Annotated in this window: 22 protein-coding genes; 10 read left to right on the top strand and 12 right to left on the bottom strand. The window is 71.5% G+C overall.

What is annotated here, in order from left to right:
• The first annotated feature begins 48 nt into the window (after positions 1 to 48).
• The 6 genes from A3CQ_RS0112875 (at position 49) to A3CQ_RS60110 (ending at position 5,812) form a co-directional block, all read left to right on the top strand.
• Positions 49 to 1,725: a putative Ig domain-containing protein gene (locus A3CQ_RS0112875; RefSeq protein ID WP_020511347.1), complete on the top strand. Its 1,677-nt coding sequence runs from the start codon at positions 49 to 51 to the stop codon at positions 1,723 to 1,725.
• Positions 1,722 to 2,351: a hypothetical protein gene (locus A3CQ_RS0112870; protein WP_020511346.1), complete on the top strand. Its 630-nt coding sequence runs from the start codon at positions 1,722 to 1,724 to the stop codon at positions 2,349 to 2,351. The genes A3CQ_RS0112875 and A3CQ_RS0112870 overlap by 4 nt, the downstream gene beginning before the upstream one ends.
• Positions 2,348 to 3,868, top strand: coding sequence for a ricin-type beta-trefoil lectin domain protein (locus A3CQ_RS0112865; protein ID WP_020511345.1), 1,521 nt, complete (start codon positions 2,348 to 2,350; stop codon positions 3,866 to 3,868). The genes A3CQ_RS0112870 and A3CQ_RS0112865 overlap by 4 nt, the downstream gene beginning before the upstream one ends.
• A 62-nt stretch (positions 3,869 to 3,930) precedes the next feature.
• Positions 3,931 to 5,046, top strand: a complete 1,116-nt coding sequence (locus tag A3CQ_RS0112860; protein ID WP_020511344.1) for a WD40/YVTN/BNR-like repeat-containing protein — start codon at positions 3,931 to 3,933, stop codon at positions 5,044 to 5,046.
• The gene (locus tag A3CQ_RS0112855) at positions 5,043 to 5,339 is read left to right on the top strand and encodes a MoaD/ThiS family protein (protein WP_020511343.1); all 297 of its coding nucleotides are present in this window, start codon (positions 5,043 to 5,045) and stop codon (positions 5,337 to 5,339) included. Before A3CQ_RS0112860 ends, A3CQ_RS0112855 begins: the two co-directional genes overlap by 4 nt.
• A gap of 191 nt (positions 5,340 to 5,530) precedes the next feature.
• On the top strand, positions 5,531 to 5,812 hold the full coding sequence (locus A3CQ_RS60110; protein ID WP_245577206.1) for a TIGR02452 family protein: 282 nt from the start codon (positions 5,531 to 5,533) through the stop codon (positions 5,810 to 5,812).
• On the opposite strand, the gene A3CQ_RS0112850 is transcribed toward A3CQ_RS60110, so the two are convergent.
• The 6 genes from A3CQ_RS0112850 to A3CQ_RS0112825 form a co-directional block, all read right to left on the bottom strand.
• Entirely contained in the window at positions 5,809 to 6,531 is a 723-nt protein-coding gene (locus tag A3CQ_RS0112850; RefSeq protein ID WP_020511342.1) for a dienelactone hydrolase family protein, read from the bottom strand. The genes A3CQ_RS60110 and A3CQ_RS0112850 overlap by 4 nt on opposite strands.
• Before the next feature lie 46 nt (positions 6,532 to 6,577).
• Positions 6,578 to 7,741 (bottom strand): 4-hydroxybenzoate 3-monooxygenase, encoded by a 1,164-nt coding sequence (locus tag A3CQ_RS0112845; protein ID WP_020511341.1) that lies wholly within the window; start codon positions 7,739 to 7,741, stop codon positions 6,578 to 6,580.
• Positions 7,742 to 7,793: 52 nt separating this feature from the next.
• Positions 7,794 to 8,555, bottom strand: a complete 762-nt coding sequence (locus A3CQ_RS0112840; RefSeq protein WP_026205638.1) for a DUF4142 domain-containing protein — start codon at positions 8,553 to 8,555, stop codon at positions 7,794 to 7,796.
• A 61-nt stretch (positions 8,556 to 8,616) separates the two neighbouring features.
• Entirely contained in the window at positions 8,617 to 10,179 is a 1,563-nt protein-coding gene (locus A3CQ_RS52615; protein ID WP_084699035.1) for an alkaline phosphatase D family protein, read from the bottom strand.
• A 73-nt stretch (positions 10,180 to 10,252) separates the two neighbouring features.
• Complete coding sequence (locus tag A3CQ_RS52610) at positions 10,253 to 10,885, bottom strand: DedA family protein (protein ID WP_020511338.1); 633 nt, start codon at positions 10,883 to 10,885, stop codon at positions 10,253 to 10,255.
• An 83-nt stretch (positions 10,886 to 10,968) separates the two neighbouring features.
• Entirely contained in the window at positions 10,969 to 12,222 is a 1,254-nt protein-coding gene (locus tag A3CQ_RS0112825) for a pyridoxal phosphate-dependent aminotransferase (protein WP_026205637.1), read from the bottom strand.
• 94 nt (positions 12,223 to 12,316) lie between these two features.
• On the opposite strand from A3CQ_RS0112825, the gene A3CQ_RS0112820 reads away from it, so the two are divergent.
• Positions 12,317 to 13,489, top strand: a complete 1,173-nt coding sequence (locus A3CQ_RS0112820; protein WP_020511337.1) for an amidohydrolase family protein — start codon at positions 12,317 to 12,319, stop codon at positions 13,487 to 13,489.
• A 3-nt stretch (positions 13,490 to 13,492) separates the two neighbouring features.
• Here A3CQ_RS0112820 and A3CQ_RS52605 read toward each other — a convergent pair whose 3' ends face one another.
• The 6 genes from A3CQ_RS52605 to A3CQ_RS52600 form a co-directional block, all read right to left on the bottom strand.
• Positions 13,493 to 15,154 (bottom strand): phospholipase D-like domain-containing protein, encoded by a 1,662-nt coding sequence (locus A3CQ_RS52605; protein ID WP_020511336.1) that lies wholly within the window; start codon positions 15,152 to 15,154, stop codon positions 13,493 to 13,495.
• 94 nt (positions 15,155 to 15,248) lie between these two features.
• On the bottom strand, positions 15,249 to 15,716 hold the full coding sequence (locus A3CQ_RS0112810; RefSeq protein ID WP_020511335.1) for a hypothetical protein: 468 nt from the start codon (positions 15,714 to 15,716) through the stop codon (positions 15,249 to 15,251).
• 105 nt (positions 15,717 to 15,821) lie between these two features.
• Positions 15,822 to 16,649 carry an LLM class flavin-dependent oxidoreductase gene (locus tag A3CQ_RS0112805; protein ID WP_026205635.1) on the bottom strand — a complete coding sequence of 276 codons (828 nt, stop codon included), beginning with the start codon at positions 16,647 to 16,649 and terminating at the stop codon, positions 15,822 to 15,824.
• A gap of 82 nt (positions 16,650 to 16,731) precedes the next feature.
• Entirely contained in the window at positions 16,732 to 18,420 is a 1,689-nt protein-coding gene (locus A3CQ_RS0112800; protein ID WP_026205634.1) for a hypothetical protein, read from the bottom strand.
• On the bottom strand, positions 18,413 to 19,258 hold the full coding sequence (locus A3CQ_RS0112795; protein ID WP_020511332.1) for a hypothetical protein: 846 nt from the start codon (positions 19,256 to 19,258) through the stop codon (positions 18,413 to 18,415). The genes A3CQ_RS0112800 and A3CQ_RS0112795 overlap by 8 nt, the downstream gene beginning before the upstream one ends.
• A gap of 172 nt (positions 19,259 to 19,430) precedes the next feature.
• The gene (locus A3CQ_RS52600; protein WP_020511331.1) at positions 19,431 to 20,582 is read right to left on the bottom strand and encodes an ROK family protein; all 1,152 of its coding nucleotides are present in this window, start codon (positions 20,580 to 20,582) and stop codon (positions 19,431 to 19,433) included.
• Positions 20,583 to 20,837: 255 nt separating this feature from the next.
• Here A3CQ_RS52600 and A3CQ_RS0112785 point away from each other — a divergent pair, with 255 nt between their 5' ends.
• The 3 genes from A3CQ_RS0112785 (at position 20,838) to egtA (ending at position 23,417) form a co-directional block, all read left to right on the top strand.
• Positions 20,838 to 21,668 (top strand): SDR family oxidoreductase, encoded by an 831-nt coding sequence (locus A3CQ_RS0112785; protein ID WP_026205633.1) that lies wholly within the window; start codon positions 20,838 to 20,840, stop codon positions 21,666 to 21,668.
• A 19-nt stretch (positions 21,669 to 21,687) separates the two neighbouring features.
• A complete protein-coding gene (locus A3CQ_RS0112780; RefSeq protein WP_020511329.1) occupies positions 21,688 to 22,041 on the top strand; it encodes a winged helix-turn-helix transcriptional regulator in 354 nt (117 codons plus the stop codon).
• Positions 22,042 to 22,187: 146 nt separating this feature from the next.
• Positions 22,188 to 23,417 (top strand): ergothioneine biosynthesis glutamate--cysteine ligase EgtA, encoded by a 1,230-nt coding sequence (gene egtA / locus A3CQ_RS0112775; RefSeq protein WP_020511328.1) that lies wholly within the window; start codon positions 22,188 to 22,190, stop codon positions 23,415 to 23,417.
• Positions 23,418 to 23,454 lie beyond the last annotated feature (37 nt).

The following is a 23,454-nucleotide window of genomic DNA, read 5'->3' as shown; positions in this document are numbered from 1 at the left end:
CCCGGCTGCCGATCTTATGAACAGCGATTCAGAACGCCGGGAGAGCGCGTGAGACAGCAGCCGGGGAGCGGCGACGAGGGCTTCAGCGTCGTCGAGATGCTCGTCGCGCTGGCCGTCCTGAGCGTCACCATGCTCGCGAGCGCCCCGTTCTTCGTGCGCAGCCTCACCAACGTCAACAAGCAGCGCACCCGGCAGGCCGCGATCCAGCTCGCCGAGACCGCGATGGAGCAGGTACGCGGGCTCAAGGGCAGCGCCCTGCTGACCGGCCGCAGCGTCAACGCCACCCAGGCGCAGTTCAACGCCGCTCCCTCCGCGGTGCTGCCGTACCTGGCGACGATGCAGGTGGCCGGCGACCCGATGATCACCGACCCCACCTCGACGGCGGGCGCGAACGCACCGCTGCCCACCTCGGTCCAGACGCTCACGGTCGAGGGAACCGCCTACACGCAGAACATCTATGTCGGCGAGTGCGAGGTCTACCTGACCGGCACCACCGAGTGCGTCTATCCGAAGGGGGCGGCCGCCCCGGCCGACACCACCCAGATCCTGCAGTTCTTCCGGGTCGTGGTGCTCGAGACCTGGACCGACAAGACCTGCAAGGGCAGCACCTGCTCGTACGTCTCCACCACGCTGGTGTCCAGGGCCGCCGAGCCGACCTTCGACTTCAACCGCCCGGCGCCGCAGGTCATGGACAACACCCAGACGTGGTACGTCGGCGACACCGTCTCGTACCAGATGAAGGCGCGCGGCGGTCAGCTCCCGAACACCTGGACGATCGCCGCGCTCCCGCCCGGCCTGTCGATGGCGCCGTCCGGGATGATCACGGGCAGCCCGACCGCCCCGACCGCGGCGACCGGCCTGCAGACCACCGCGACCGTCACCGACCACGCGAACCGCAACAACACCGGCATCGTCACCTTCTACGTGTACCGGTTGCCGACCCCCACCGTCCCCGCCGGCGTCACCAGCCACGTCGGCGACACGTACAGCCTGGCCATGGCCGCGACGAACGGGGCGACGCCCTACTCGTACGCCGTGACCGGCCTTCCGCCCGGGCTGAGCCTCAACTCCACGACCAACACCGTCACCGGCAGCCCGACCACCGCCGGCACCTACCCCGTGACCGTCACCGTGACCGACACCAACGGGCGTACCGGCACCGCCACCTACACCCAGACCGTGTACCCGGCCGTGACCCTGAGCGGTGTCGCCGACCAGACGGTCGACCTGAGCGCGAAGGTCAGCATGACGGCGGCCGGCGGCGGTGGCGACGGCAACTACACCTACAGCGCGACCGGCCTGCCACCCGGCGTGACGATCAGCAGCAACACCGGTGTCATCTTCAGCAAGTCGACCGCGTCCGGCCGGTTCCTGCCCACGATCACCGTCAGCGACGGCAAGGGCGGCACGGCCGGTAAGCAGATCGTGGTCATCGTGTCCACCAGCTCCTCGCTGGTCTTCACCGCTCCGTCGCTGACCGCGCCCGACCGAAGCACCGCCAAGGGCACGGCCACCTCGCTGACGCTGACCACGAACGGGACGCTGCTGGGTCTGTCGCCCGTGCTGACCATTTCGAACCTGCCGCCGGGCCTGACGCTGAACGCCTTGACCGGGGTCATCTCCGGGACGCCGACCACGGCCGGCACCTACACGGTGACCGCCACGGCCACCGCCCTGGCCCCGCCGAGCAGCAGCATTCTCACCTTCACCTGGACGATCACATGAGCGACGCGCGGGAGACGCCCGGAACCGGCGACGAGGGCTACTCGCTGGTCGATCTCATCGTCGCGACCGGGATCATGGTGGTGATCATGGTGATCGTGACCGGCGCGATCACCGAGGTCTACCGCGACGTCAACCGCACCGACGGGATCAGCATCGCCCGGGACCAGCTCGGCAACAGCTTCCGCCAGCTGGACAAGCAGCTGCGCTACGCCACCTGGGTCACCACCACCGACCCCAAGGTGGGCAACGCCTACTACCTGGAGTTCGCCACCAACACCAACTGCCAGCAGCTGGCGTTCAAGAACGGTGTCCTGACCCGGGCGGTGTGGACGCTGCCCGGCACCACTCCGGGCACGCCGCAGACGATCGCCACCAACCTGACGCTGACCGGTTCCACCCCGCCGTTCACCGTGTACGTGCCCGGCAACAAGCCGTACGCCGGCGCCAGCCCCGGCCTCAGCGGCGTGGGCCCCAGCTACGAGCTCGAGCACAGCCAGGTCCGGCTGCGTTTCAGCGGCACCGTCGGCACGACCAACCTGCCCCTGGACGTGCTGTTCACGGCGCAGAACACCAACCGCAACACGCCCGCGGCCAACGACTGCAGCAAGGGGAGGCCGACCTCATGAAGTACACGCTTCGCCGCGACGAGGGATCGCTGCCGCTGGCCATGCTGGTCGTCACGATCGTGCTCGGGCTCTCCGCGACCATGGTCCCGATCGTGGTCCGCCAGATCAAGACGACCGCCGGCTACGACCGGCGGGGCGCCGCGCTCGACGCCGCCCAGGCCGGCATGGACGTGATGATGGCCCGCGTCCGCGCCGCGTCCGACTCCGCGCAGAACGGCTACCTCGAGAACCTGCCGCCCTGCACCATGACCGGGGTGGTGGGCGCGACCGGCGGCGGCATCAAGTCGACGTACACGGTGTCGGTGACCTACCGCGACCGGGACGGCAACACCATCACCGGCTGTGCCGTCAACGACGTGCCCACCACCGCGATCGTCGTGTCGGCCGGCACCAACGGCACGTCGACGCGCACGCTGACCGCGACCTACATCTTCTCCACCAGCAACACCAACATCCCCGGCGGGCCCATCAAGATCGCTACGTCCAGCGTGAAGGACTCCACCGGCGCGCTGGTCGACCAGTGCCTCGACGCCGGATCGTCGCCCAGCCCGGCGGCCGGCACGGCGGTCACCGTGCAGAAGTGCAACGGCAGCAGCCAGCAGCAGTTCGGCTACACCCCCGACCTGTACCTCAAGCTGATCTACTCGGAGTCGTCCGCCGCGCCGCTGGGCACCTGCCTGTTCGCCAACTCGACCCGGGTGAGCGGCACCACCCCCATCGTCTTCCAGCCCTGCCCGACGGTCCGGACCACGACCTACCAGTGGGCGCTCGACGGCAGCAGCGTCTTCCACGCGACCACCTCGGCCAGCAAGTCGGACGGGTCGTACTGCATGAACATCAAGACGCCCGGGACGAGCACCGCGGTCGTCCTCGCCGCCTGCGGCGCCACGTCCACCAAGAACGTGTGGTACTCCTCGCCCGGCGTGGGGGCGGGCATGGCCGGCGACGCCACCAACCAGCTGGTCAACTACAAGCAGTTCAGCCGCTGCCTCGACGTGACGAGCAAGCAGACCAGCTCGACGTACATGATCGCCTGGTTCTGCAAGCAGGACCCGGGCGCCCTCGTCGACTTCAACCAGCAGTGGGTCCACCCGGTGCCGGTGCTGCCGGCGATCTCCAAGTCCGGGCCGATCATCGTCAACAACAGCACCGCCAACAGCAACGCCAACAACGGCGCCGCCGCCAACAACTACTGCCTCAAGTCGCCGGGCATCGCCACCACGACCTCCTGGGTGACGGTCGTGACGTGCCCGACCGCGGCGATCCAGGCCCAGGCCGCGCTGACCTGGACCGTCTACCACGACACCGGCGACTACGGCACCAGCTACCGGATCATGGACTACAAGGGCTTCTGCCTGCAGCCCACCGAGCAGGGCACGGGCATCGCCAACAACTACCACTCCGACGGCACCAGCAAGGTCATGGTCGCCGTGTGCAGCACCGCCGACATCCAGAAGTGGAATGCGCCCGCCAACGTCGACCAGCCCACGCCGCTGACCAATCTGACCGAGAAGTAATCCGCTCACGGCGGGATCGGTGGGGCACCATGGTGCGGACGACTACCGGAGGGAGCAGGACCATGACGGGCGTACGGCTGCTGGTCGGCACGCGCAAGGGAGCGTTCACCCTGACCGCGGACGGCATGCGCAAGGACTGGGAGGTCAGCGGGCCCCACTTCGGCGGGTGGGAGATCTACCACGTGAACGGCTCGGCGGCCGATCCCGATCGCCTGTGGGCGTCCCAGTCGTCGGGCTGGTTCGGTCAGATCATCCAGCGCTCCGACGACGGCGGGAAATCGTGGAACCCGGTGGGCAACGACTTCGCGTACGACGGTGAGGTCGGAGAGCATCTCTGGTACGACGGGAACCCGCGGCCCTGGGAATTCAAGCGCATCTGGCACCTCGAGCCGTCCCGCACCGACCCCGACCTGGTCTACGCCGGCGCCGAGGACGCGGCCCTCTACCGCTCCACCGACGGCGGCACCAGCTGGACCGAGCTGACCGCGCTGCGCACCCACGAGTCCGGCCCGCGCTGGCAGCCCGGCGCCGGCGGCATGTGCCTGCACACGATCATCCTCGATCCGGCCGATCCGAAACGCATGTTCGTCGCGATCTCGGCGGCCGGCGCCTTCCGCACCGACGACGGCGGCGAGACCTGGCTGCCGATCAACAAGGGCCTGCGCTCCGGCGGCATCCCCGACGAGGACGCCGAGGTCGGCCACTGCGTGCACCGGCTGGCCATGCACCCGTCCCGCCCCGGCGTCCTCTACATGCAGAAACACTGGGACGTCATGCGCTCCGACAACGCCGGCGACCAGTGGCACGAGATCAGCGGCGACCTGCCGACCGACTTCGGCTTCCCGATCGCCGTGCACGCCCACGAGCCGGAAACGGTCTACGTCGTGCCCATCACGAGCGATTCCGAGCACTACGTACCGGATGCTCGCCTGCGCGTCTATCGCAGCCGCACCGGCGGCGACGAGTGGGAACCGCTGACCAACGGTCTCCCGCAGGAGAACTGCTACGTCAACATCCTCCGCGACGCCATGGCCGTCGATACGCTGGACGACTGCGGAATCTACTTCGGCACCACCGGCGGCCAGGTTTACGGCTCCCCGGACGGCGGCGACTCCTGGCAGCCGATCGTCCGCGACCTGCCCGCGGTCCTCTCGGTGGAAGCCCAGGTCCTGCCGTGATCCGCGTGATCCTCCCACCCCACCTGCGCAACCTGGCGAGGGTCACCGGCGAGGTCTCCGTGACGGTCGACGGCGAGGTCACCCAGCGCCACGTCCTGGACGCCGTCGAGGACCAGTACCCGATGCTCCGCGGCACAATGCGCGACCGCGGCACCGGACGGCGACGCGCCCTCGTCCGCTTCTTCGCCTGCGAGGAGGACCTCTCCAACGACCCCCCTGACGCGCCGCTCCCCGCCGAGGTCGCCTCCGGCAAGGAGCCGTTCATGGTGGTCGGCGCGATGGCGGGCGGATAAGAGCCTTTCCTCCGGTACGCGGTGGAGAGCCCCACAACCGCACGAAGTGGGTTGGTTGCCTGCGGGGCGATCGGCCGGGCGCCACTCAAGCCCGCGGTAAACCGCCGGGCTGAGATCGGTGGTCCGGCCGAAACCCGCTCACCGCGGCCGCTCCCAACCGCTCGGCGATCGTCCGCACCCAGCCTGAGCACGTGGCCGCCGTGCCCGAGATCCTCGCCCGCCGGGCCGGCCGGGTCTTGGACGTCGCCGCCGCGCACGGCCACCGTCGCCTGCTTCTCGGCGCTTGGGGCTGCGGCGTCTTCGGCAATGACCCGGCCACGGTGGCCGCGGCTTCGAGACCGCACTGCACGACCGGCCATGGTTCGACCACATCGCGTTCGCCCCGCCCGTATCGCGATTCTCCGCGAACGGTGGCCACCGCGCGAAGAGGCCAGCAAGCCCGCGCCAGCGCCCACCGCAGCAAGCCGATCTAACGCCCGCCGAAGAACGAGACCGCCTCGGCCAGGGCCAGGTCGGTCAGGGTCGGGTCGTGGCGGGCGCCGATGTCGCGCATGAAGGCGTGCTCGCCGCCCCGGTAGATGTGCAGCTCCAGGTCGTCGAGCCCGGCCGCGTAGAGCGCCGAGACGATCTGGAGGCGGGCGTCGGCCGGCACGTGCGGATCCTGCGAGCCGAAGACAACCATCAGGCGGCCCCGGATGTCGGCGGCCCGGGACAGCGAGTCGGCCACGTCGGCGCCGAGCCCGCCGTTCTGCAGCCCCGTCGGGTAGAAGCAGACCGTGGCCGTCACCCGGGGGTCGAAGGCGGCCCGGAACGCCAGGTGCCCGCCGATGCAGAAGCCGGTCACGTACAGCGCCGTGACATCCTCACGGGCCTCCAGGTAGTCGAGGACCGTGGCCCGGTCGGCGTCGAACGACGCGGTCGGCGTCGCCGCCGCGCCGGCCAGGCCGGCCGCCTTCCCGGCGTCATCGAACTCCAGCGCCACGCCGGCGAGCTCACCGTGCGGATAGATTTCCGGTACGACGACGACGAAGCCCTCGGCCGCGAGCCGGCGCGCCGTCCGCAGCGTCGACTCGGTCAGCTGGAAAATGTCCGTGTAGAGCAGCACCCCGGGCCAGGCCCGCTCCCCCACCGGCCGGATCACGACCGAACGGATCGCCCCGCCCACCTTCACGTCGTCCTCGCGCACCTTCATGCCGAGTGACCATAGTGGCCGCAACTCCCCGGCGTACGGGAAACGCTCAGGTGACCAGCTCGACGCCGGACATCATGTCGGCGAAGGCCACCCCGGCGGCGTGGTTGGTGAAGAGGCGGTCGAAGCGGGCCTTGGCCAGCTTGCGGCGGAACGGGTCGCCCTCGGTGTCGTGGACCATCTCGGTGAACCAGCGGGAGAACTCCTGGTAGTCCCAGGTGCGGCGCAGGCAGACGTCGGAGTAGTCGCGCAGCGCGGTGTCGTCGCCGCGCAGCGCCGAGGTGAGCGCGCCGGCCAGCACGTGGGCGTCGGCGATCGCCAGATTCATCCCCTTGGCGCCCATCGGCGTGATGATGTGGGCCGCATCGCCGGCCAAGAACATTTTCCCGTACGCCATGGGCTCGGCCACGAAGCTGCGCATCTCGACGATCTCACGGTCGGTGATGACGCCGCCCGGGAGGTCGGGGTCGCCGAGCCGCACCCGCAGCTTGTCCCAGGTCTCGGCGTCGGGCCAGGCGCGCGGGTCCTCGGCGCCCGGCTTGTACTGCAGGTAGAACCGGCTGGCGGCCGTGCCACGGGCGAACTGGGCGGCGAAGCCGTGCCGTCCGATGGCCATGAGCGGGTGGCGCGGCGGGGGCGCGTCGGCGAGCACCGTGTACCAGCCGATGCCGTGGTCGAACGTGTACGTGGTGAGTTCGTCCTCGGGGATGCTGCGCCGGCTCACCCCGTGGAAGCCGTCGCAGCCGGCCACATAGGAGCAGGCGAGCTCGTGGGTCGTGCCGGACGCGTCGGTGTACGTGACCCGGGGCGAGGACGTGAGGTCGTGCACCGCCACGTCCCCGGCCTCGAAGCGCAGGTCTCCCCCGCCGGCCAGGAAGGCGGCCAGCAGGCGACGCACCAGCAGTTGCTGCGGGACGATCCGCCCGGCCCGCCCGCCGGCCAGGGCGGGCACGTCGAGCAGGTGCGGTTCGCCGTCGTACCGGAGCTCCAGGAATGTCTCGAGCGGCGCGCCCGCGAGAACCTGGCCGGCGAGCCCCGCTTCCTCGAAGATGCGGCCGCCGTAGTGGTCGAGGACGCCGGCGCGCTGCCGCTCCTCCACATAGGAACGGTCGCGCGCCTCGAGGACGACGCAGCCGATCCCGTTGCGTTGCAACAGGTTGGCGAGGGTGAGACCGGCCGGCCCGGCCCCGATGATCACGACATCGGTCGGCATCCGCCTACCGTATCGAAGCCGCCCGCGTCCAAACCGCCCGCGTCGAAGGCGGTCAGCCTCGGTAGTACCGCCGGGGCCGGCGGCTCACCAGAAGCCGGGTGGCGATGATGCCGGCGAGGATCCCCCCGGCCAGGGCGAGCAGCACGATCGGTGTGCCCGAGCCGGGCAGGGAGTTCTGCCGGGCGGCGACCGGCGTGGTCGGCGCGGCGCTGGTGGTGGGCGGTGGCGCCGTCGGCAACCCCTGGAAGTCGACGATGCCGCTCGACTCCAGCAGCGTCATGTGCGTCATCACGAACTGGTTGGCCTGCTGCGCGAGCCGGCGCACGGTGTCGTTGCGGGTGCTCGCCCGGATCGTCGCGATCGCCGGAAAAATCTTTCCGTGCGCGGCGCGCAGCCGGTCGATGTAGACCTGGTCGAAGTCGGTGCCGGTGGCATCGCGCATCTCGCCGAGCCACTTCTGCTGGTCGCTGTTCGGCTTGTCCGGCAGATCGATCTTCAATTTCCTGGCGGCCGTACGGGTGAGCTCGTCGAGCGCCTTGTGCTGGGCAGCGATCGTGGCCCCGATCTGCTTGATGCGCGGGTCGTCCGACTTCTCCTGCGCCATGTCGCCGGCCGGGATCTCCCACAGGCCGGCGAGCCGCACCTTCGTCACGAAGTCCTTGTCGGCCGCCGAGATCGAGCCCTGGGCCTTGTCGGTGAGCAGCCCGTTGGGCGGAACCGGCACTCCCGGTTCCGCCCCGGCCATTTCCGGGTCGAGGAGCATCAGCGCGATCGCCGCCACGGCCGGACCCCACAAGCGACGCCACCCCACCATGCGTTCCTCCCTCTCACAGACCGTTGACAGGAAGTACGCACGGCGGGCGCAAAAAGATGAGTCAGGCAGTGACCAGTCTCGAGGTGCCGGCCTCCACCGCGTACGACGCCGAGGTCGTCACCGGCGTCTCGCGGACGTCGATGGTCTCGACCGTGCGCACGTCGGTGTGCCACGCCGACCGGTTCACCACGCAGCGCAGATAGCCGCGGCGCGAGCCGTCGAAGTAGCGCACGTGCGGGTTCAGCGTCGGGTTGAGCGCCTTGAGCGGGGCGTCGAACGCGATCGGGAAGTCCGAGCTGACCGAGGTGGCGGTGAACTCGACCGCGACCGGCGCGAGGTCGGGCTGGTCGAAGTCGGTGCGCAGCTCGCTGAACCAGGTGGAGTGGATGTCGCCGGCCAGGATCACCGGGTTGGCCACCCGGGCCGCGGCCAGGTGGGTGAGCAGCCGGGTGCGCTGCGGCGCGTACCCGTCCCACTGGTCGAGGTTGGCCACCAGCGGCGGCACGCCGCCGGTCGGGTTCGGGAACTTGATCCGGCTCATCATCACCTGCTGGGCGACGACGTTCCACCGGGCCGGCGAGTGGTCGAGGCCGCCGAGCAGCCAGCGCTCCTGGTCCTCGCCGGTGAGCGTGCCGGCGGTGTTCGCGGTGCCGGCCACGGCCAGGCCGAAGTCGCCGGGGAAACCGCCGGGCTGGTCGGTGCGGTACTGCCGGGTGTCGAGCACGTTCATCCGCAGCAGCCGGCCGAAGTCGAAGCGACGGAAGATCCGCAGGTCGGCACTGCCCGGGTGCAGGTTGGCCCGGATCGGCATGTGCTCGTAGTAGGCCTGGTACGCGGCGGCGCGCTGCCGGGCGAACTGGGCGAGGTCCTGGTGCTTGGCGCCGGTGTCGTCGATCTCGTCGACCAGCGAGGCGTAGTTGTTCTCGGTCTCGTGGTCGTCCCAGGTGACGATCCACGGGAACGCGGCGTGCGCGGCCTGCAGCGCCGGGTCGGTCTTGTACTGGGCGTGCCGGGCCCGGTAGTCGTCGAGCGTGACCAGCTGGTCGAGGCCCGGGGTCTGCGGCGTGGTGTGGTTGCGGTCGGCGAAACGGCTCGACGGGTCGTACTCGTAGATGTAGTCGCCGAGGTGCACGACCACGTCGAGGTCCTCGTCGGCCAGCCCCCAGTACGCGGGCCAGTACCCGTTCTGGAAGTCCTGGCAGTTCACGATGCCGAACCGCAGCCGCGAGCAGTCCTCACGCACCGAGGGCGCGGTACGCGTACGGCCGATCGGGCTGATTTTGCCCTTGGCCCGGAAGCGGTAGAAGTATTCCCGGGCCGGGGCCAGACCACGCACATCGACGTGCACGGAGTGAGCGAGCTCCGGTTTCGCCCAGGTGCTGCCGGCGCGGACGATGCGGCGGAACCGCTCGTCGGTGGCGACCTGCCACTCCACCTCGATCTTGCGGGTCGACGAGGTGATCAGGCGGGTCCAGAGGATCACGCCGTCGGGCAGCGGGTCGCCGCTCGCGACACCGAGCGGGAAGAGCGTGGAACTGCCATGGGCATAGGCGGCGCTGCCGGGCAGGGCCGCGGCGCCGGCGGCCACGGCGGCCCCGGCGAGAAGTTGACGTCTGGTAGGCATGGGTGGACCCTCCCGGCGGGCGGTGGCAGGCGGTCGACGATCGAGCGAACCAGACATGACGCATACATGTCTGTCACGATGCCGTCACTCGCTCCACTTCGTCCGATGCTGTTTCGTCCTCCGCGGCCGGGGCGAACACGTGCTGGATCAGCACGGCCAGCGCGGAGACGGCCAGCGCCACCGCTCCGGCCAGCAGAAAGCCCATGATCGGGTGCCCGGCGAAGACCGCGCCGCCCAGGTAGCCGATGAGTGCCGCCTCGATCGCCCAGAGCACCACGCCGACGGCCGTGTACCAGTGGAACCGCACCGGCGGGTAGCCCACGATCCCGGCCGCGAGCGCCGTCGTCGACCGGCCGCCGGGCAGGTAGCGCGCGAACACGATCACGAGCCCGCCCCGGCTGTGCAGCAGGCGCTGCACCCAGGCGTGCAGGGCCTTGGCCCGCCGGTGGCTCAGCCGCGCCTCGACCGACCCGGTGCTGCGCCGCCCGATCCGGAACGAGGCCTGGTCACCGAGGTACGCCCCGGCCGAGGCCGCCGCGATCAGCAGCACCAGATGCGGGCGCCCGGTCCCGGCCGCCGCGACGCCGCACGCGACCACGGTCGACTCGCTCGGCATGAACGGCAGCAGCGCGTCGAGCCCGGCCACCACGAACACGACCGCCAGCACCCAGGGGCTGGCGGCGACCGTATCGAGATAGTGGGGCATGCCGTCACGATGAGGGATCAAACGAACACCCATATGTACGGCGATCGAACAACCGACGAGACCCGGCTTATTGACCTGCGGGGTTATTGGCCGGCGGCTCGTCGTCCCGGGTAGTCGCTGCGGCGGGTCGGGTACTGGATCAGGTTGTCCGGGACGTCGTTCGGGTTGTTCCACCCGCGGCGGCTGTCGATCGGCTCCTCGTCGTACTGCGGGCGGGCCATGAACTGGCGGCCGTAGTCCATCATGCCGTCGATCAGCCGGTCGACGTCCCGCGCCGGCCGCACGACCATGCGCATGAACTGGCTGGTCATGCCTAGCTTGTTGCCGCATTCGCGGGTGTAGACGCCGTGGTTGGCGACCAGGAAGTCGCGCAGCGCCACGCCCGACCACTCGGTCGGCAGCTTCACCAGGATGAAGTTGCCCTGCGACGGGAAGACCGTCAGCCCGGGCACGCGCGACAGCTCGGCGGCCATGCCGCGACGGTCCCGGCTCAGCAGGCGCAGGCTGTCCTCGTACTCGTCCTCATGTTCTTGAATCATGAAGACGACCTTCTCGGCGAGCGAGTTGAGGTTCCACTTGGGCAGCGCCTTGCCGATGGTGGCGGCGATCGCCGGGTTGGCCAGCATGTAGCCGAAGCGGATGCCGTGCAGGCCGAAGTTCTTGCCGAGGCTCTTGAGCACGACCGTGTTCGGCCGGATCACCGCGTCCGGGCCGACCGACGGGTACTGCTCGGCGTCGGAGAAGTCGATGAACGACTCGTCGATCACCACGAGGTCGAGGTCGCCCAGCATGTCCATGAACCGGATGACGTCGCGGCGCGGGATGTAGTTGCCGTCCGGGTTGTTCACGTTGCAGATGACCGCGACCCGGGAGTTGCGCTCGCGGATGAACCGGACGTAGTCGTCGAGGTTGAGCCGGAAGCCGTCCCGCTCCTGCAGCGGGAACATGTCGACCCGCTTGCCCGTCTCGAACGGCTGGTCGGTCCAGCGCCCGAAGGTCGGGATCGGGATCGCCACGCTCTCCTTGATCAGCAGGTGGTCGATCCAGGTGATCAGCTCGGTCGAGCCGTTGGCCATGGCCACGGTCTGCGGGTGCAGGCCGAGCACGCTGGCCAGCTTCTTGGTGATGCCCATCGAGTCCGACGGGTAGTACTTGAGGATGTTCTTCAGGTCGCGGGACAGCTCGTCGAACATCTCCGGGGTCGGGAAGTACGGGTTGCAGGGGATGCAGAAGTCGACGATCTCGACACCCTCGCCCGCACTTCGAGCGAGATCGAAATAAGACGCACTATGCGCTCCTTTGTGCAGGATCGAGGTGTCGATTCCGGTCCCTGCCATCGCGACTCCTTCTCCGCTCCCCCGGCTACGCTGCCGTCCACCAGTACGGGCCACGCGGGCACATCGTTCAATGCGTTCCCCCTATGCTGTCGCCATGCTCGCCATCCGCGCCGCCCGGCTCTTCGACGGGGACGGCGCCGATCCGGTCGAGCGTCCCGTCGTCCTGGTCGAGGGCGGGCGGATCGCTGCCGTCCTCCCCGGCGCCGAGCCACCCAGCGGCGCGGAGTTCGTCGACCTGGGCGACGCCACGATGCTGCCCGGGCTCGTCGACTCGCATCTGCACCTCGCGTTCGACGCGAGCGCCGACCCGGTCGGCAGCCTCGCGGCCCGGGACGACGACGAGGTGCTCGCCACGATGCGGTCCGCCGCCCGGCTCGCGCTGTCGGCCGGCATCACGACGGTCCGCGACCTCGGCGACCGCGGCTACCTGGCGCTCAAGCTCCGCGACGAGCTGGCCGGTGACCCCGCCGCCGGCCCCCAGATCCTGGCCGCCGGCCCGCCGATCACGACGGTCCGCGGGCATTGCTGGTTTCTCGGCGGCGGAACCCCGCCCGGGGAGATCCGGGCCGCGGTCCGCGAGCACGCCTCCCGCGGCGTCGACGTGATCAAGCTGATGGCCACCGGCGGCGAGATGACCGAGGGTACGGCGTCCCACGTGGCGCAGTTCGACGTGGCCGACCTGCGGGCGGCCGTCGACGAGGCCCATCGGCACGGTCTGCCGGTCACGGCCCACGCCCACGGCCGGGACGGCATCGCCAACGCCGTGGCCGCCGGCGTCGACATGATCGAGCACGGCACCTTCATGACCGCCGACGGCGCCGCCACCGAACCGGCGCTGCTCGAGTCGATCGCCGCCGCCGGCATCCCGATCGGCGCCACCGTCGCGCACACCCCGGTGCCGGGCGCCCCGCCGCCGCCGCGCGTCGCCATGATGATCCCGCTGCTCATCGCCGTCTTCCGGAACGTCCGCGCGGCCGGCATCCCGCTGATCTGCAGCACCGACGCCGGCATCGGCCCGATGAGCCCGCACGACTCCCTGCCGCGCGGCCCGGCGCAGCTGTCCGGCCTGCTCGGCATCCCGCCGGTCGAGGCGTTGCGGGCGGTCACCTCGTTGCCGGCGCGTGCCTGCGGGCTCGGCGACACCAAGGGCCGCGTCGCCCCGGGCTACGACGCCGACCTGCTCGCGGTGGCCGGCGACCCGCTGACCGACCCGGCGGCGCTCACCACGGTGAGCGCCGTTTTCCGGGCCGGCGTGCGGGTGCGCTGACCCCTACTCGCCGACCCAGAAGTCGATCTCGCGCAGGGCGGCGCTGCCGGGCTTGAGGTACCCGTTCTGCCAGGTGTCCCGGTCGACCAGGCCCTTCCAGCGCTTGCTCGCGGGCTGGATCTGACGGCGGAAGCGCCAGCGGTACTGGTTGTAGACGCTCATGATGTTCGTGGCGTAGGCCCCGGCCACGCCCGGCGCGTCCCGGATCACCAGCAGGTTCTCGTCGTTAGTGCCGCTGGCTTTCGGGCCGAGGTTGTGCGAGCCGGTCAGCACGACCGGGCGGTCGCCGAACGGGTCGACCACGATCACCTTGCTGTGCACCATCGCGAACGCGCGGTCGAGCTTCTTGAGCTCGGCCCGGAAGAACTCGGTGGGCTTGTCGATCGCCGCGGGCAGCACCACGTCGTAGTCGGCGAACTCGCGGTTGCTCTGGTCGAACAGGCCGACCGGGTTGGGCTTGGTGCTCGGGTCCTGGTTGAGCACACCGCGGAAGTACAGCCGGTCGCCAGCGTGCTCGGCGCGGGCCAGGTCGAGGATCGCGTTGAGCAGCGAGTCGCGCGGGCCGGGGTTGAACATCATGAACAGCACGGCCTGCTGCGCGCCCGCGATGATCTTCCGGGTGTCGACCAGGTCGGCGTGCTCGACCGTGGGCGTGAACCACAGGCGTACGCCGGCCTTGCCCACCTGCTGATCGCGGGGAACCGTGTTCGCCTGCTTGAGCGACGCGGGACTGGCCGCGCCGGCCTCGCGCAGCAGGTCCCACTGGGCGCGGTACTCGGCGGCCAGGCGCGGGTCGTCGATGAGCACCGAGTTGTTGGCCTGGGTGCACAGGCCGGTCATCGTCCAGTTCTGGCTGCCGGTCCACACCCAGCGCGGCGAGCCGTCCTCCTCGCAGATCACGAGGAACTTGTTGTGCCCCAGCGCCCGCGGCGCGGTCATCCGGTCGTGCACGTCGACCCCGCCGGCGACCAGGACGGCGCGCGCGGTGGCGTTCTGGTCCTCGCCCTTCTTGTCGACGCTGCCGTTGGCCAGCACGACGTGGGCGCGCCCGCCGATCGCGAGCAGGGCGTCCATCAGCTGCGGGTCGTCCAGCTCGTACAGCGCCGCGTACACGTCCCGGCCGACCGTCTCCTCGAGCAGGCCGAAGAGCCGGTCGCCCAGCGGCCCGGCCAGGTACTCCCGGAGCGAGTCGCCGGGCGTCGCGATCATCCGGTCGAGGTACTCGTTCTGCAGGTCGTGGCCCGTGACGCCGAGCCGCCGCGCCACCCACTGCGAGGCGACGATGCCCCGGTTGAACAGCACCTCGACACCCGGCGAGACCGCGTGCGACAGCGTGATCGGCGCCGTCCACTCGCTGGCCGTAGCGGTGTCGGCCCGCAGGTTGGCCTTGTCCGGCCCGACCATCGGCAGCACGCGGTAGGCGAGCTCGTCGCCCGGCTCGGCCATGTAGTCGGTCCACTGGTACTTCTGGATCGGCCAGTTCGTCGAGGCGCGCCGCTCGCCGTCCGCGGCCTGCTCCCCCTCGAACCCGACCCAGGTGCTGACGACCTCTTCCACCCCGTTGCGCCGCCGCAGCAAGCCGAAGCCACGGCAGCCGGGAATGATCCCGTCCGGCTTCCACGCGATGAAGACATCATCGCCGTTGTGATAGACCCTGACCTTCATCGTCGCCCCCCAGGCTGACCTGCCCTTATGCTCCCATGCCGGGCCAACTCGAGCGCGTCCGGATTCCGACATCCCCTACGCCGCCGGCCCTGGCTCAATTCGGATCGGGCGGCACGTCGGCGGTATGCCATCCGCGCGTCACCTCAGGATCGGCGGGCACATCGGGCCCCAGGTCGAACCCGATCCCCTCCCTGGTACGCCACCGCAGATCGTCCGGATAGGGCGGAGGCGCGTCGAACCGTTCGATGTACGCCGCCCACCGCCGGGCCACCACGTCCGCGTCCGCGCGGGGCATGGGCCGGCTGCGCCGCATCCGCGTCTCGACGTTGAACGGCACCGTCACGTAGCAGATCACCGGCCATCGGTTGGTGACCGCCCGCCACGGCAGCACCACGATGGTCGCCAGCAGGGAGAACAAGGCAGAGTACGGCTGCGCGCTGTACCCGGGCGGCGCGGACGGCCACGACGACTCGTAGCGAGCAGGCCGCCAGGCGAGCCGCTGCCGCCCAACCCGCCACATCACCCACTCGCCCCGAGCCCGGGACACCACCAGCACGTCCATATCGTCCGCCCACCCCGCAACCCCAGGATCGCGGCAGGTTTCTTCACGACCCATTCACAGCGTCGGGCCGGCTCAGTCGAAGCGCCCGTGGGCCGCCGTGGTGGGTTACCGGCCGGCCAGGTCGGCCACTACTGGAGCGAGGACACTGGCGACGCCCGCTCCGAAGACGAAGTACGAGAAGCCGATCTCCTCGCGCCGCCTGAGGATTTCCTCCGTGGCCGCGGCGGGATCGCTCGGAAGGAAGGCCAGCGAGTCCGCGGCGCGGAGGGCGGCGGCATCGGTGTCGGGACCTGCCATGAACGGAGCGATCGAGTCGCCGACCACGGGCACGTGCAACGCTAGTTCCACGGCGCGGCGGTTGTCGAAGTCGCGCACGCGTTGCGTCGTTTCGGCCCGCGACTCGGTGTGCGGCATCACGAAGGTCACCGTGTCGGCGAGCTCGGCCGCCACCGCTTGCGCTTTCGGGCCGCCCACGGCCATCGCTACGGGGGTGTGCAGGTCCGGGCCGTCCAGCTCTCGCAGGGCGGTCACCACCTCACGCACCTGGCCCCATCTTTGGTTCATGGGCACCGCGGGCAAGCCCAGCTCGCGAAGCTGTTCCGCGATCCCCGGCCGGCCGGTGCCGATGCCCATCTCGAAACGACCGCCCGTGAGGACGGTCAGCGAGTGCGCTTCCCATGCGGTGATCCAGGCCGGCCGTACCGGGGACGCGTACACCCAGGTACCCACTCGTAGATCGGTGATCGTCGCCGCAACGGCCAGCGCGGGGCCCGGCGCCGGCTGCCACTGCGGCACGTCGGGCATCAAGATCGTCGAGTAGCCCATGTCGGCCAGACCACGGAGCTGGTCCAGCCACGCCGGCACGTCGGTGGTGATCGGAGCAACGACTCCGAACCGCAACGGTCCGGCCGGTCCTGCCGATGTACTGGTCATGATGATCCGCCTTCCTTGACTCGAGCTCTCCACCCCCGCTACGAACGGGTCGGCTCGGATCCGACAGCGAGGTGGTAAAGCCTCAGCCCTTGCGGAGGCGGTGCTTGATGGCCCGGGCGAACTGGCGCGGGTAGCGCACCTTGGCGACCTTCCGGGTCACCGAGTGCAGGCGCATCACCGGCAGGGCGTGGAGCCTGAGGAGCTCGGCCGTTGCCGTGCGGAGCTCGCCCCGCGTCGCGCGGAGCTCCTCGGCCGTCGTGCGGAGCTCCTCGCGCAACGCGCGGATCTCCTGCTCGCGGGTGCGCAGGCTCTGGTCGCGGAAGCCGAGGGTGCGCTCGAGGCCGAAGACCTTGCCGGCCAGGTCGGCCGCGCGGCGCCGGTCGTCCTCGGCGCCGGCCAGCACCGTACGCAGGTCGGGCTCGCCGGCCCGCGGGGCGGCCAGGCCGTCGGCGATCTCGCGGCCGCGCTTCACCGCGACGGCGTTGTCGGCGATGCCGGACATGCCGAGCCAGGTGGTCACGAGGTCGTCGCTGTCGACCATCCACGGTGGCCACGGGTGGCGGCGGTGGGCGCGGACCAGGCGGTCCCGCAGCCGGTGGTAGGCCGCGGCCAGGATCGCCGGGGCGTCCTCGCCGCCGGCCGGGTGGGTGAGCCCCCGCGCGAAGTCGTCCCCGTCGGGGTAGAGGTCGTCGAGCAGGACGAGGCCGTCGGCCAGGCCGGCCCAGGCGCCGAGCCGGGCCGCGATCGCCCGGAAGCCGGGCACGTTCTCGGCCGCCGCCAGCCGGAAGAGCAGGGTCTCGGCCGACTCGGTGTCGGGCAGGCGGGACGCGGGAACGGCGGCAGCTTGGCCGCGCACGCTCAGCGTCCACCCCGACTCGTCGAGGTCGGCCAGCAGCACCCCGCCCGCAGAAGGGGAACCGGCCGGCGCGTACGCCGTGTGGGTGGCCCCGCCCGAGCCGAGCAGCGCGAGCCAGCCGGGCGCGACCGCGGCGAGCAGCCCGGCCCGGGCGGCCGCGTCGGCCCCGTCGGCGACCGGCGCGAGCAGCGGCGTGTGCGCCGCCGTCACGGCCAGCGCCTCGGCGGCCAGCCGGGCCGCTGGCCGTCCGGGCCGGGTCGCGGCGGCCGCGGCGGCGTCGAGCAGCGTGTGGCTCAGCCCCGCCGCGTCGAAGGTGGCGTAGAGACGCGACAGCCGCGGACCGAGCGCCGCGGCGACCTGCGCCGGCGACGTCGGCCGGGCCGGGTCGTCGTGCAGCGGCCGCCACTCGTCGTCGCCGTGCCGTTCGCCGACCGGCCGCCGGTCGTACAGGCCGGTCAGCGCGAACTCGTTCGCCACCGCGACCAGGACGACGGCGTCCTCCGTGGCCAGCGCGGAGAGGAGAGCGAGCCGCGCCGGCCAGTCCAGCGCCGGCGAGTCGGCGCCGAGCACCCGATCGAGCCCGTCCGCCGCGATCACCACGTCGTACGGCGGGGCGCCGGCCAGCCCGTCCAGCGCCCCGGTGATCACCGTGACGGTGGGAGACGGCACGGCTGCCCGCAGATCCCGCGCGTCGCTGACCGACCGGACCAGAACGGTCAGCGCGCCGGTCCGGGAGGCCGCCAGCTCGATCAGCTCAGGCGAGTGCGGGCCCACGACCAGCGTCCGGGATCCGGGATCCGGCAGCAGGTCGTCGAGCAGGGCCAGCAGCGGCGCCCCGCCGGCCGGGGCGCGGTGTCCCGCGTAGTCGGTCCACGGCTGGATCTCGCCCCGGACGTAAAGCACGCTGTCAGTCACGCCGGTTCCAATCGAAGAGCATGCGCAGCTCGGCCGGCGGCATCGTCCACGCCCGGCCGAGCTCCTCGTCGGTGATGGCCCGGGCGGTGGCCAGGTCGATGTCCTTGCCCAGCATGTCGCCCCACAGCCGGGCGATCCGGGCCTGTCCGCCGAACGCCGGGTTGTCGCCCTCGAGCTCCATGGTGTCGCCGTAGACGGCCGGGTGGCAGCCCGCGGCCACCCCGTAGAAGATCGCCGTGGCGAGCCGGTTGGACGCGACCCGCTTGGCCCGGCGGAGCGCCGCGAGCAGCTTGTGGAGGAACTGCCGGTCGGTGCCCTCGTAGTGCCAGCCGCGCCGGCCGAAGCAGATCACCTCGAAGCCGGCGTCCTCGTAGGAGTGGCGGATCTCGGGGCGCTGGTACTCGGTGTAGTACAGGCTGATCGTGACCGGCTCGGACTCGGTCTCCTTGATCTCGCTGATCAACCGCGCGTGGTCGCCGTGGATCTTGCCGCCGCGGTGACCGGGGGCGTCCCAGCCGTGGAACAGGAACCACAGGGTGCCCTTACGCTCGTCGCCCGGCACCCGGCCCAGGTCGGGCTCCATGTCCATCAGGTAGAGCATCGGCGCGCCGATCACCGCGTGGTTGCGCCGGCCGAGGGAATGACCGCGCCGCCGGGGCGCGTCGCTCCACACGTACCGCCAGGCGCCGTCGAAGAACTCGTGCGCGGGGTTCCAGCCGCAGCCCACGTTCCAGCCGTGCTGCAGGTAGCCCGGGATGCGGGGCGGGAACTCGTCGTCCAGCCCGCAGTACCGGGCCAGTATGTGCTGCTGCCCGTAGTAGACATTGTGGTGATGCATGGGCATCGGTCCGTTTCCAAGTGCAAAGACGCCGGAGCGGGGTCGCGGGTGGAACGGTGGGGGCTACATAGAGTAGGAGGTGATGTCACGGGGAGCCTAGTGGCCGCCGGGCGCCATGAGGATCCCCGATATTGCCGAGGGTGACGGTGACAAGATGGTCAGCCGCCGATGGTCAGGTCACGATGGATTCGCCGCGGGCCAGCGCGACCGCGCCGAGAATCTCCGCCGCGTCGCCCAGTTCGCCGCCGAGCAGGCGCACGGCGCCCGCGACCACCGGCGCGGTGTGCCGTTCGAGCATCTCCCGCACCCCGGCCAGGAACGCGTCGGTCCCCGCGCCGAGCGCGCCGTCCACCACGATCGCCTCGGGCGCGAGCATTGTCGCCGTGTCGGCGAGCACCCGCCCGACCCGGCGGCCCACGTCGGCGAGGATGCGCCGAGTGCCGGCCTCCCCCGCCGAGGCCAGCCCGAGCACATCCGTGAAGTCGACCGGCTTGTGGTACGCCGAGGCCACGTAGGAGTGCGCCGAGCCGCGGATCCGGTGCAGCAGGCAGCCGCGCCCGCCGCAGCGGCACCACGGCCCGTCCTCGGCGACCTGCACGTGCCCGATCTCCCCGGCCAGCCCGCGCGCGCCCCGGTAGAGCGCGCCGTTGAGGAACAGCCCGGCGCCCAGCCCCTCGACGACCTTGACGTAGACAAAGGCGCTCAGGCCGCGCCCGGCGCCGAACACCGCCTCGCCGAGGACCGCGAGGTTCGCGTCGTTCTCGGCGGTCACCGGCACGCCGAGCCGCTCGCCGGCGGCGCCGGACGGATCGGAGTGCAGCCGGTCGATCAGCGCGCCCAGGTCGCCGTCGCGCAGCGGCTCGGGCGCCGGCCCGGTGAGCACCCCGACCCCGCGCTCGAACGGCGCCGGCACGCCGATCACCACCCGGCTCGGCGCGGCGCCTGCCACCGCGGCCGCTTCCGCCAGCCGGTCGAGGCCGCGACCGATGATCTCCCGCTCGTCGCGCGCGTCGGCGAGGGTCGCGTCCCGGCGGGCCAGGATCGCGCCGTCGAGGCCGGCCACCGCGGCCCGCACCTGGCCGTGCGACATGGCGATCACGCCGATCCGGTCGCGGCGCGGCGCGAGGGTCAGCTCGCCGGCCCGCCGCCCGCGCCGCCCGCCGCCCGCACCGGTCCGCTCGGCCAGCACGCCGTCGCGCAGCAGCCGGGCGACCACCCCGGCCACGGTCGTCTTCGGCAGGCCGGCCGCGGCGGCCAGGGCGGCGCGATCCATGGCGCCCCGGTCACGCACGGCGGCGAGAATGAGCCGCTCGTTGGCGTTCACGCCGCGAGCGTAGCAATAGGAACGAAATCCGTTCCATTGATGACCATTGACCCGTTTGCACGGCCGGATTTACGCTCGTGGAAGCTCATGGGAACGGGATTCGATCCTAATCGGGGTGCGGGCGGCCGGGTCCGCGCCCCCCTCTCCCGGCCCGCGTGACGCAGCCCACAGCCAGTTACCCCTAGGTACCTAATGGACCGCCGCGGCTAGCTTTTCCGCAGGTCCGAACCGGTATCCGAAGGGAAGTACAGGCTGATGATCGTCGTAGTGGGTGCGACCGGCAACGTGGGCCGGCCGCTTGTGGAAATGCTGGCCGGCCGAGGCGCGGAGGTGACCGCGGTGTCGCGCGGTGACGGGCCCGACGGGGTGCGGCATGTGCGGGCCGACCTGGGCGAACCGGACTCGCTGCGGGCCGCGTTCGCGGGCGCGGACGCCGTGTTCCTGCTCGTGCCGGGGGCCGGCGACGGGGTCGACGCGGGTGCCGTCGTCGACCGGGTGCGCGCTTCGGGCGTACGCAAACTGGCTTTGTTGTCTTCGCAAGCGGTCGCGACGCGCCCGGGGTCCGCGTCCTACGCGCCGATGCTGGCGCTCGAACAGGCCGTCGTGGGTTCCGGCCTGGAATGGACCTTGCTGCGCGCGGGTGGCTTTGATTCCAACGCGTACGCATGGGCGCCTTCCATCCGGTCACAAGGGACTGTTGCGGCGCCCTTCGGGGATGTCGGCCTGCCGGTCGTCGATCCGCTCGACCTGGCGGGGGTCGCCGCGGCCGTGCTGCTCAAGGACGGTCACGGCGGGCAGGCCTACGAGCTGACCGGGCCCGAGCTGAGCACGCCACGGTCGCGGGCCCGGGATCTCGGCGACGCGCTCGGCACCCCGATCCGGTTCGTCGAGCAGTCGGCGGCGGAGGCCCGATCGGCGATGCTGCGGTTCATGCCGCCGGCCGTGGCCGACGGGACGCTCGAGATCCTCGGCTCGCCCACGCCCGGGGAGCAGCGGATCAGCCCGGACGCCGAGAAGATCCTGGGTCGCGCGCCGCATCCGTTCGCCGCCTGGGCCGCCCGGAATGCGGGCGCGTTCCGCCCCTGACCGAGGTACAACTGACCCCATGAACGACGACGGCCCGGTCGCGGCCTGCCCCATCGGGCCCGTCGTCGACATCGTGTTCAGCCGCTGGACCACGCCGATCCTGCTCACGCTGCACAACGACGGGCGGCTGCGCTTCGTCGAGCTGCACCGGCGGATCGGCGGCGTCACCGCCAAGGTGCTCACCGACCGGCTGCGCCGGCTCGAGCGCGACGGCCTGGTCACCCGGACCTATTTCGCCGAGGTCCCGCCGCGCGCGGAGTACGAGATCACCGAGCTGGGCCGCAGTCTGAGCCCGGTCTTCGCGTCGCTCGCCGCCTGGCAGTCCGAGCATCTGGGCGAGGTGGAGGCCGCGCGGGGCCGGTTCGAGGCGTGACGCAGGTCACTATCGGGACGAATCCGCAGGAAGAGGCGCATACGCGTCCCGATCGGACGATCCCGCGGCCAAAAGTTGTCGGACCCCGCCCGTATCGTCCGTCGAGGTAACGGAGCCTACCGTTCGTGACGACGGGAGCACGTTCGATGACGACGCTCGACCACGACGCCGCCGCGGCCACCAGCCGCCGGTTGCGCACTCAGGAGGAAGTGGAGGCGCGCATCCGCGCCATCTGCTTCAAGACGGGCCCACCGGCGCTCATCGGCGCCGAGCTCGAATGGACCCTGCACCACACCGCGGCGCCCCGCGCGCCACTCGACCGCGAAACCCTGCGGCAAGCCCTCGGCCGGCACACGCCCGCCACCCTGCTACCCGGGCATTCGCCCGACCCGCTGCCCGCCGGTGGCCAGATCACCATCGAGCCCGGCGGCCAGCTGGAGATCTCCTCGGCACCGGCCCGCTCGACCGCCGCGCTGCACGCGGCCGTCACCGCCGATCTCGCCCATCTCACCGATCTGCTCGACGACGCCGGCCTGCGCCTCGGCGAGCACGGCATCGACCCGCACCGGCCGCCCCGGCGGTTGCTCGACACCCCGCGCTACGCGGCGATGGAGCGGTTCTTCGACGCCCGCGGGCGGCACGGCCGCATCATGATGAGCAGCACCGCCGGCCTGCAGGTCTGCCTCGACGCCGGCACGCCCGCCCAGCTGCCCACCCGGTGGGCGGCCGCGCTCGCGCTCGGCCCGCCGCTGCTCGCCCTGTTCGCCAACTCACCCCGGCACGCCGGCCGCGACACCGGGCTGGCCTCGGCCCGCATGGCGGCCTGGTGGGCGATGGAGCCGCGGGTCACCCATCCGCCGGTCGGCCCGCCGGGCGATCCCGCGGCCGGCTGGGTGCGGTACGCGCTGGCCGCTCCCCTGGTCTGCGTCCGCCGCGGCGACACCTGCTGGGACCCGCCGCCCGGCGTGACCCTGGCCGACTGGATCGCGGGCGCCCTGCCCGACCCGCCGACCATCGCCGACGTCGACTACCACCTGTCCACGCTGTTCCCGCCGGTGCGCCCGCGGGGCTACCTCGAGGTGCGGTACCTGGACAGCCAGCCCGGCGACGAGTGGATCGCGCCCGTCGCGGTGCTCGCCGCCCTGTTCGCCGACCCGGCGACCACCTCGGCCGCCCTCGAGCTCGCCTCGCCGGTGGCCGGGTCCTGGCATGCGGCGTACCGGTCCGGTCTCACGGACCGCGCGCTGCACCGCGCCGCCACCGCCGTCGCCGAGCTGGCTCTGGGCCGGCTCGACGCCGAGCTCCCGACATCCGTCCGCACCTTTGTCACCGAGACCGTCCACCGGCGCCTGGGCGCCGCCGAGGAGCAGTCATGACCCACCAGATCTTCCGGCCGCGCGCCGCCGTCGCCGG

This window comes from Paractinoplanes globisporus DSM 43857 (assembly GCF_000379645.1).
Taxonomy (GTDB): Bacteria; Actinomycetota; Actinomycetes; order Mycobacteriales; family Micromonosporaceae; genus Actinoplanes; species Actinoplanes globisporus.
Note: the sequence above shows the minus strand (reverse complement) of the source record. Positions and strands in the feature narration are given on the sequence as shown.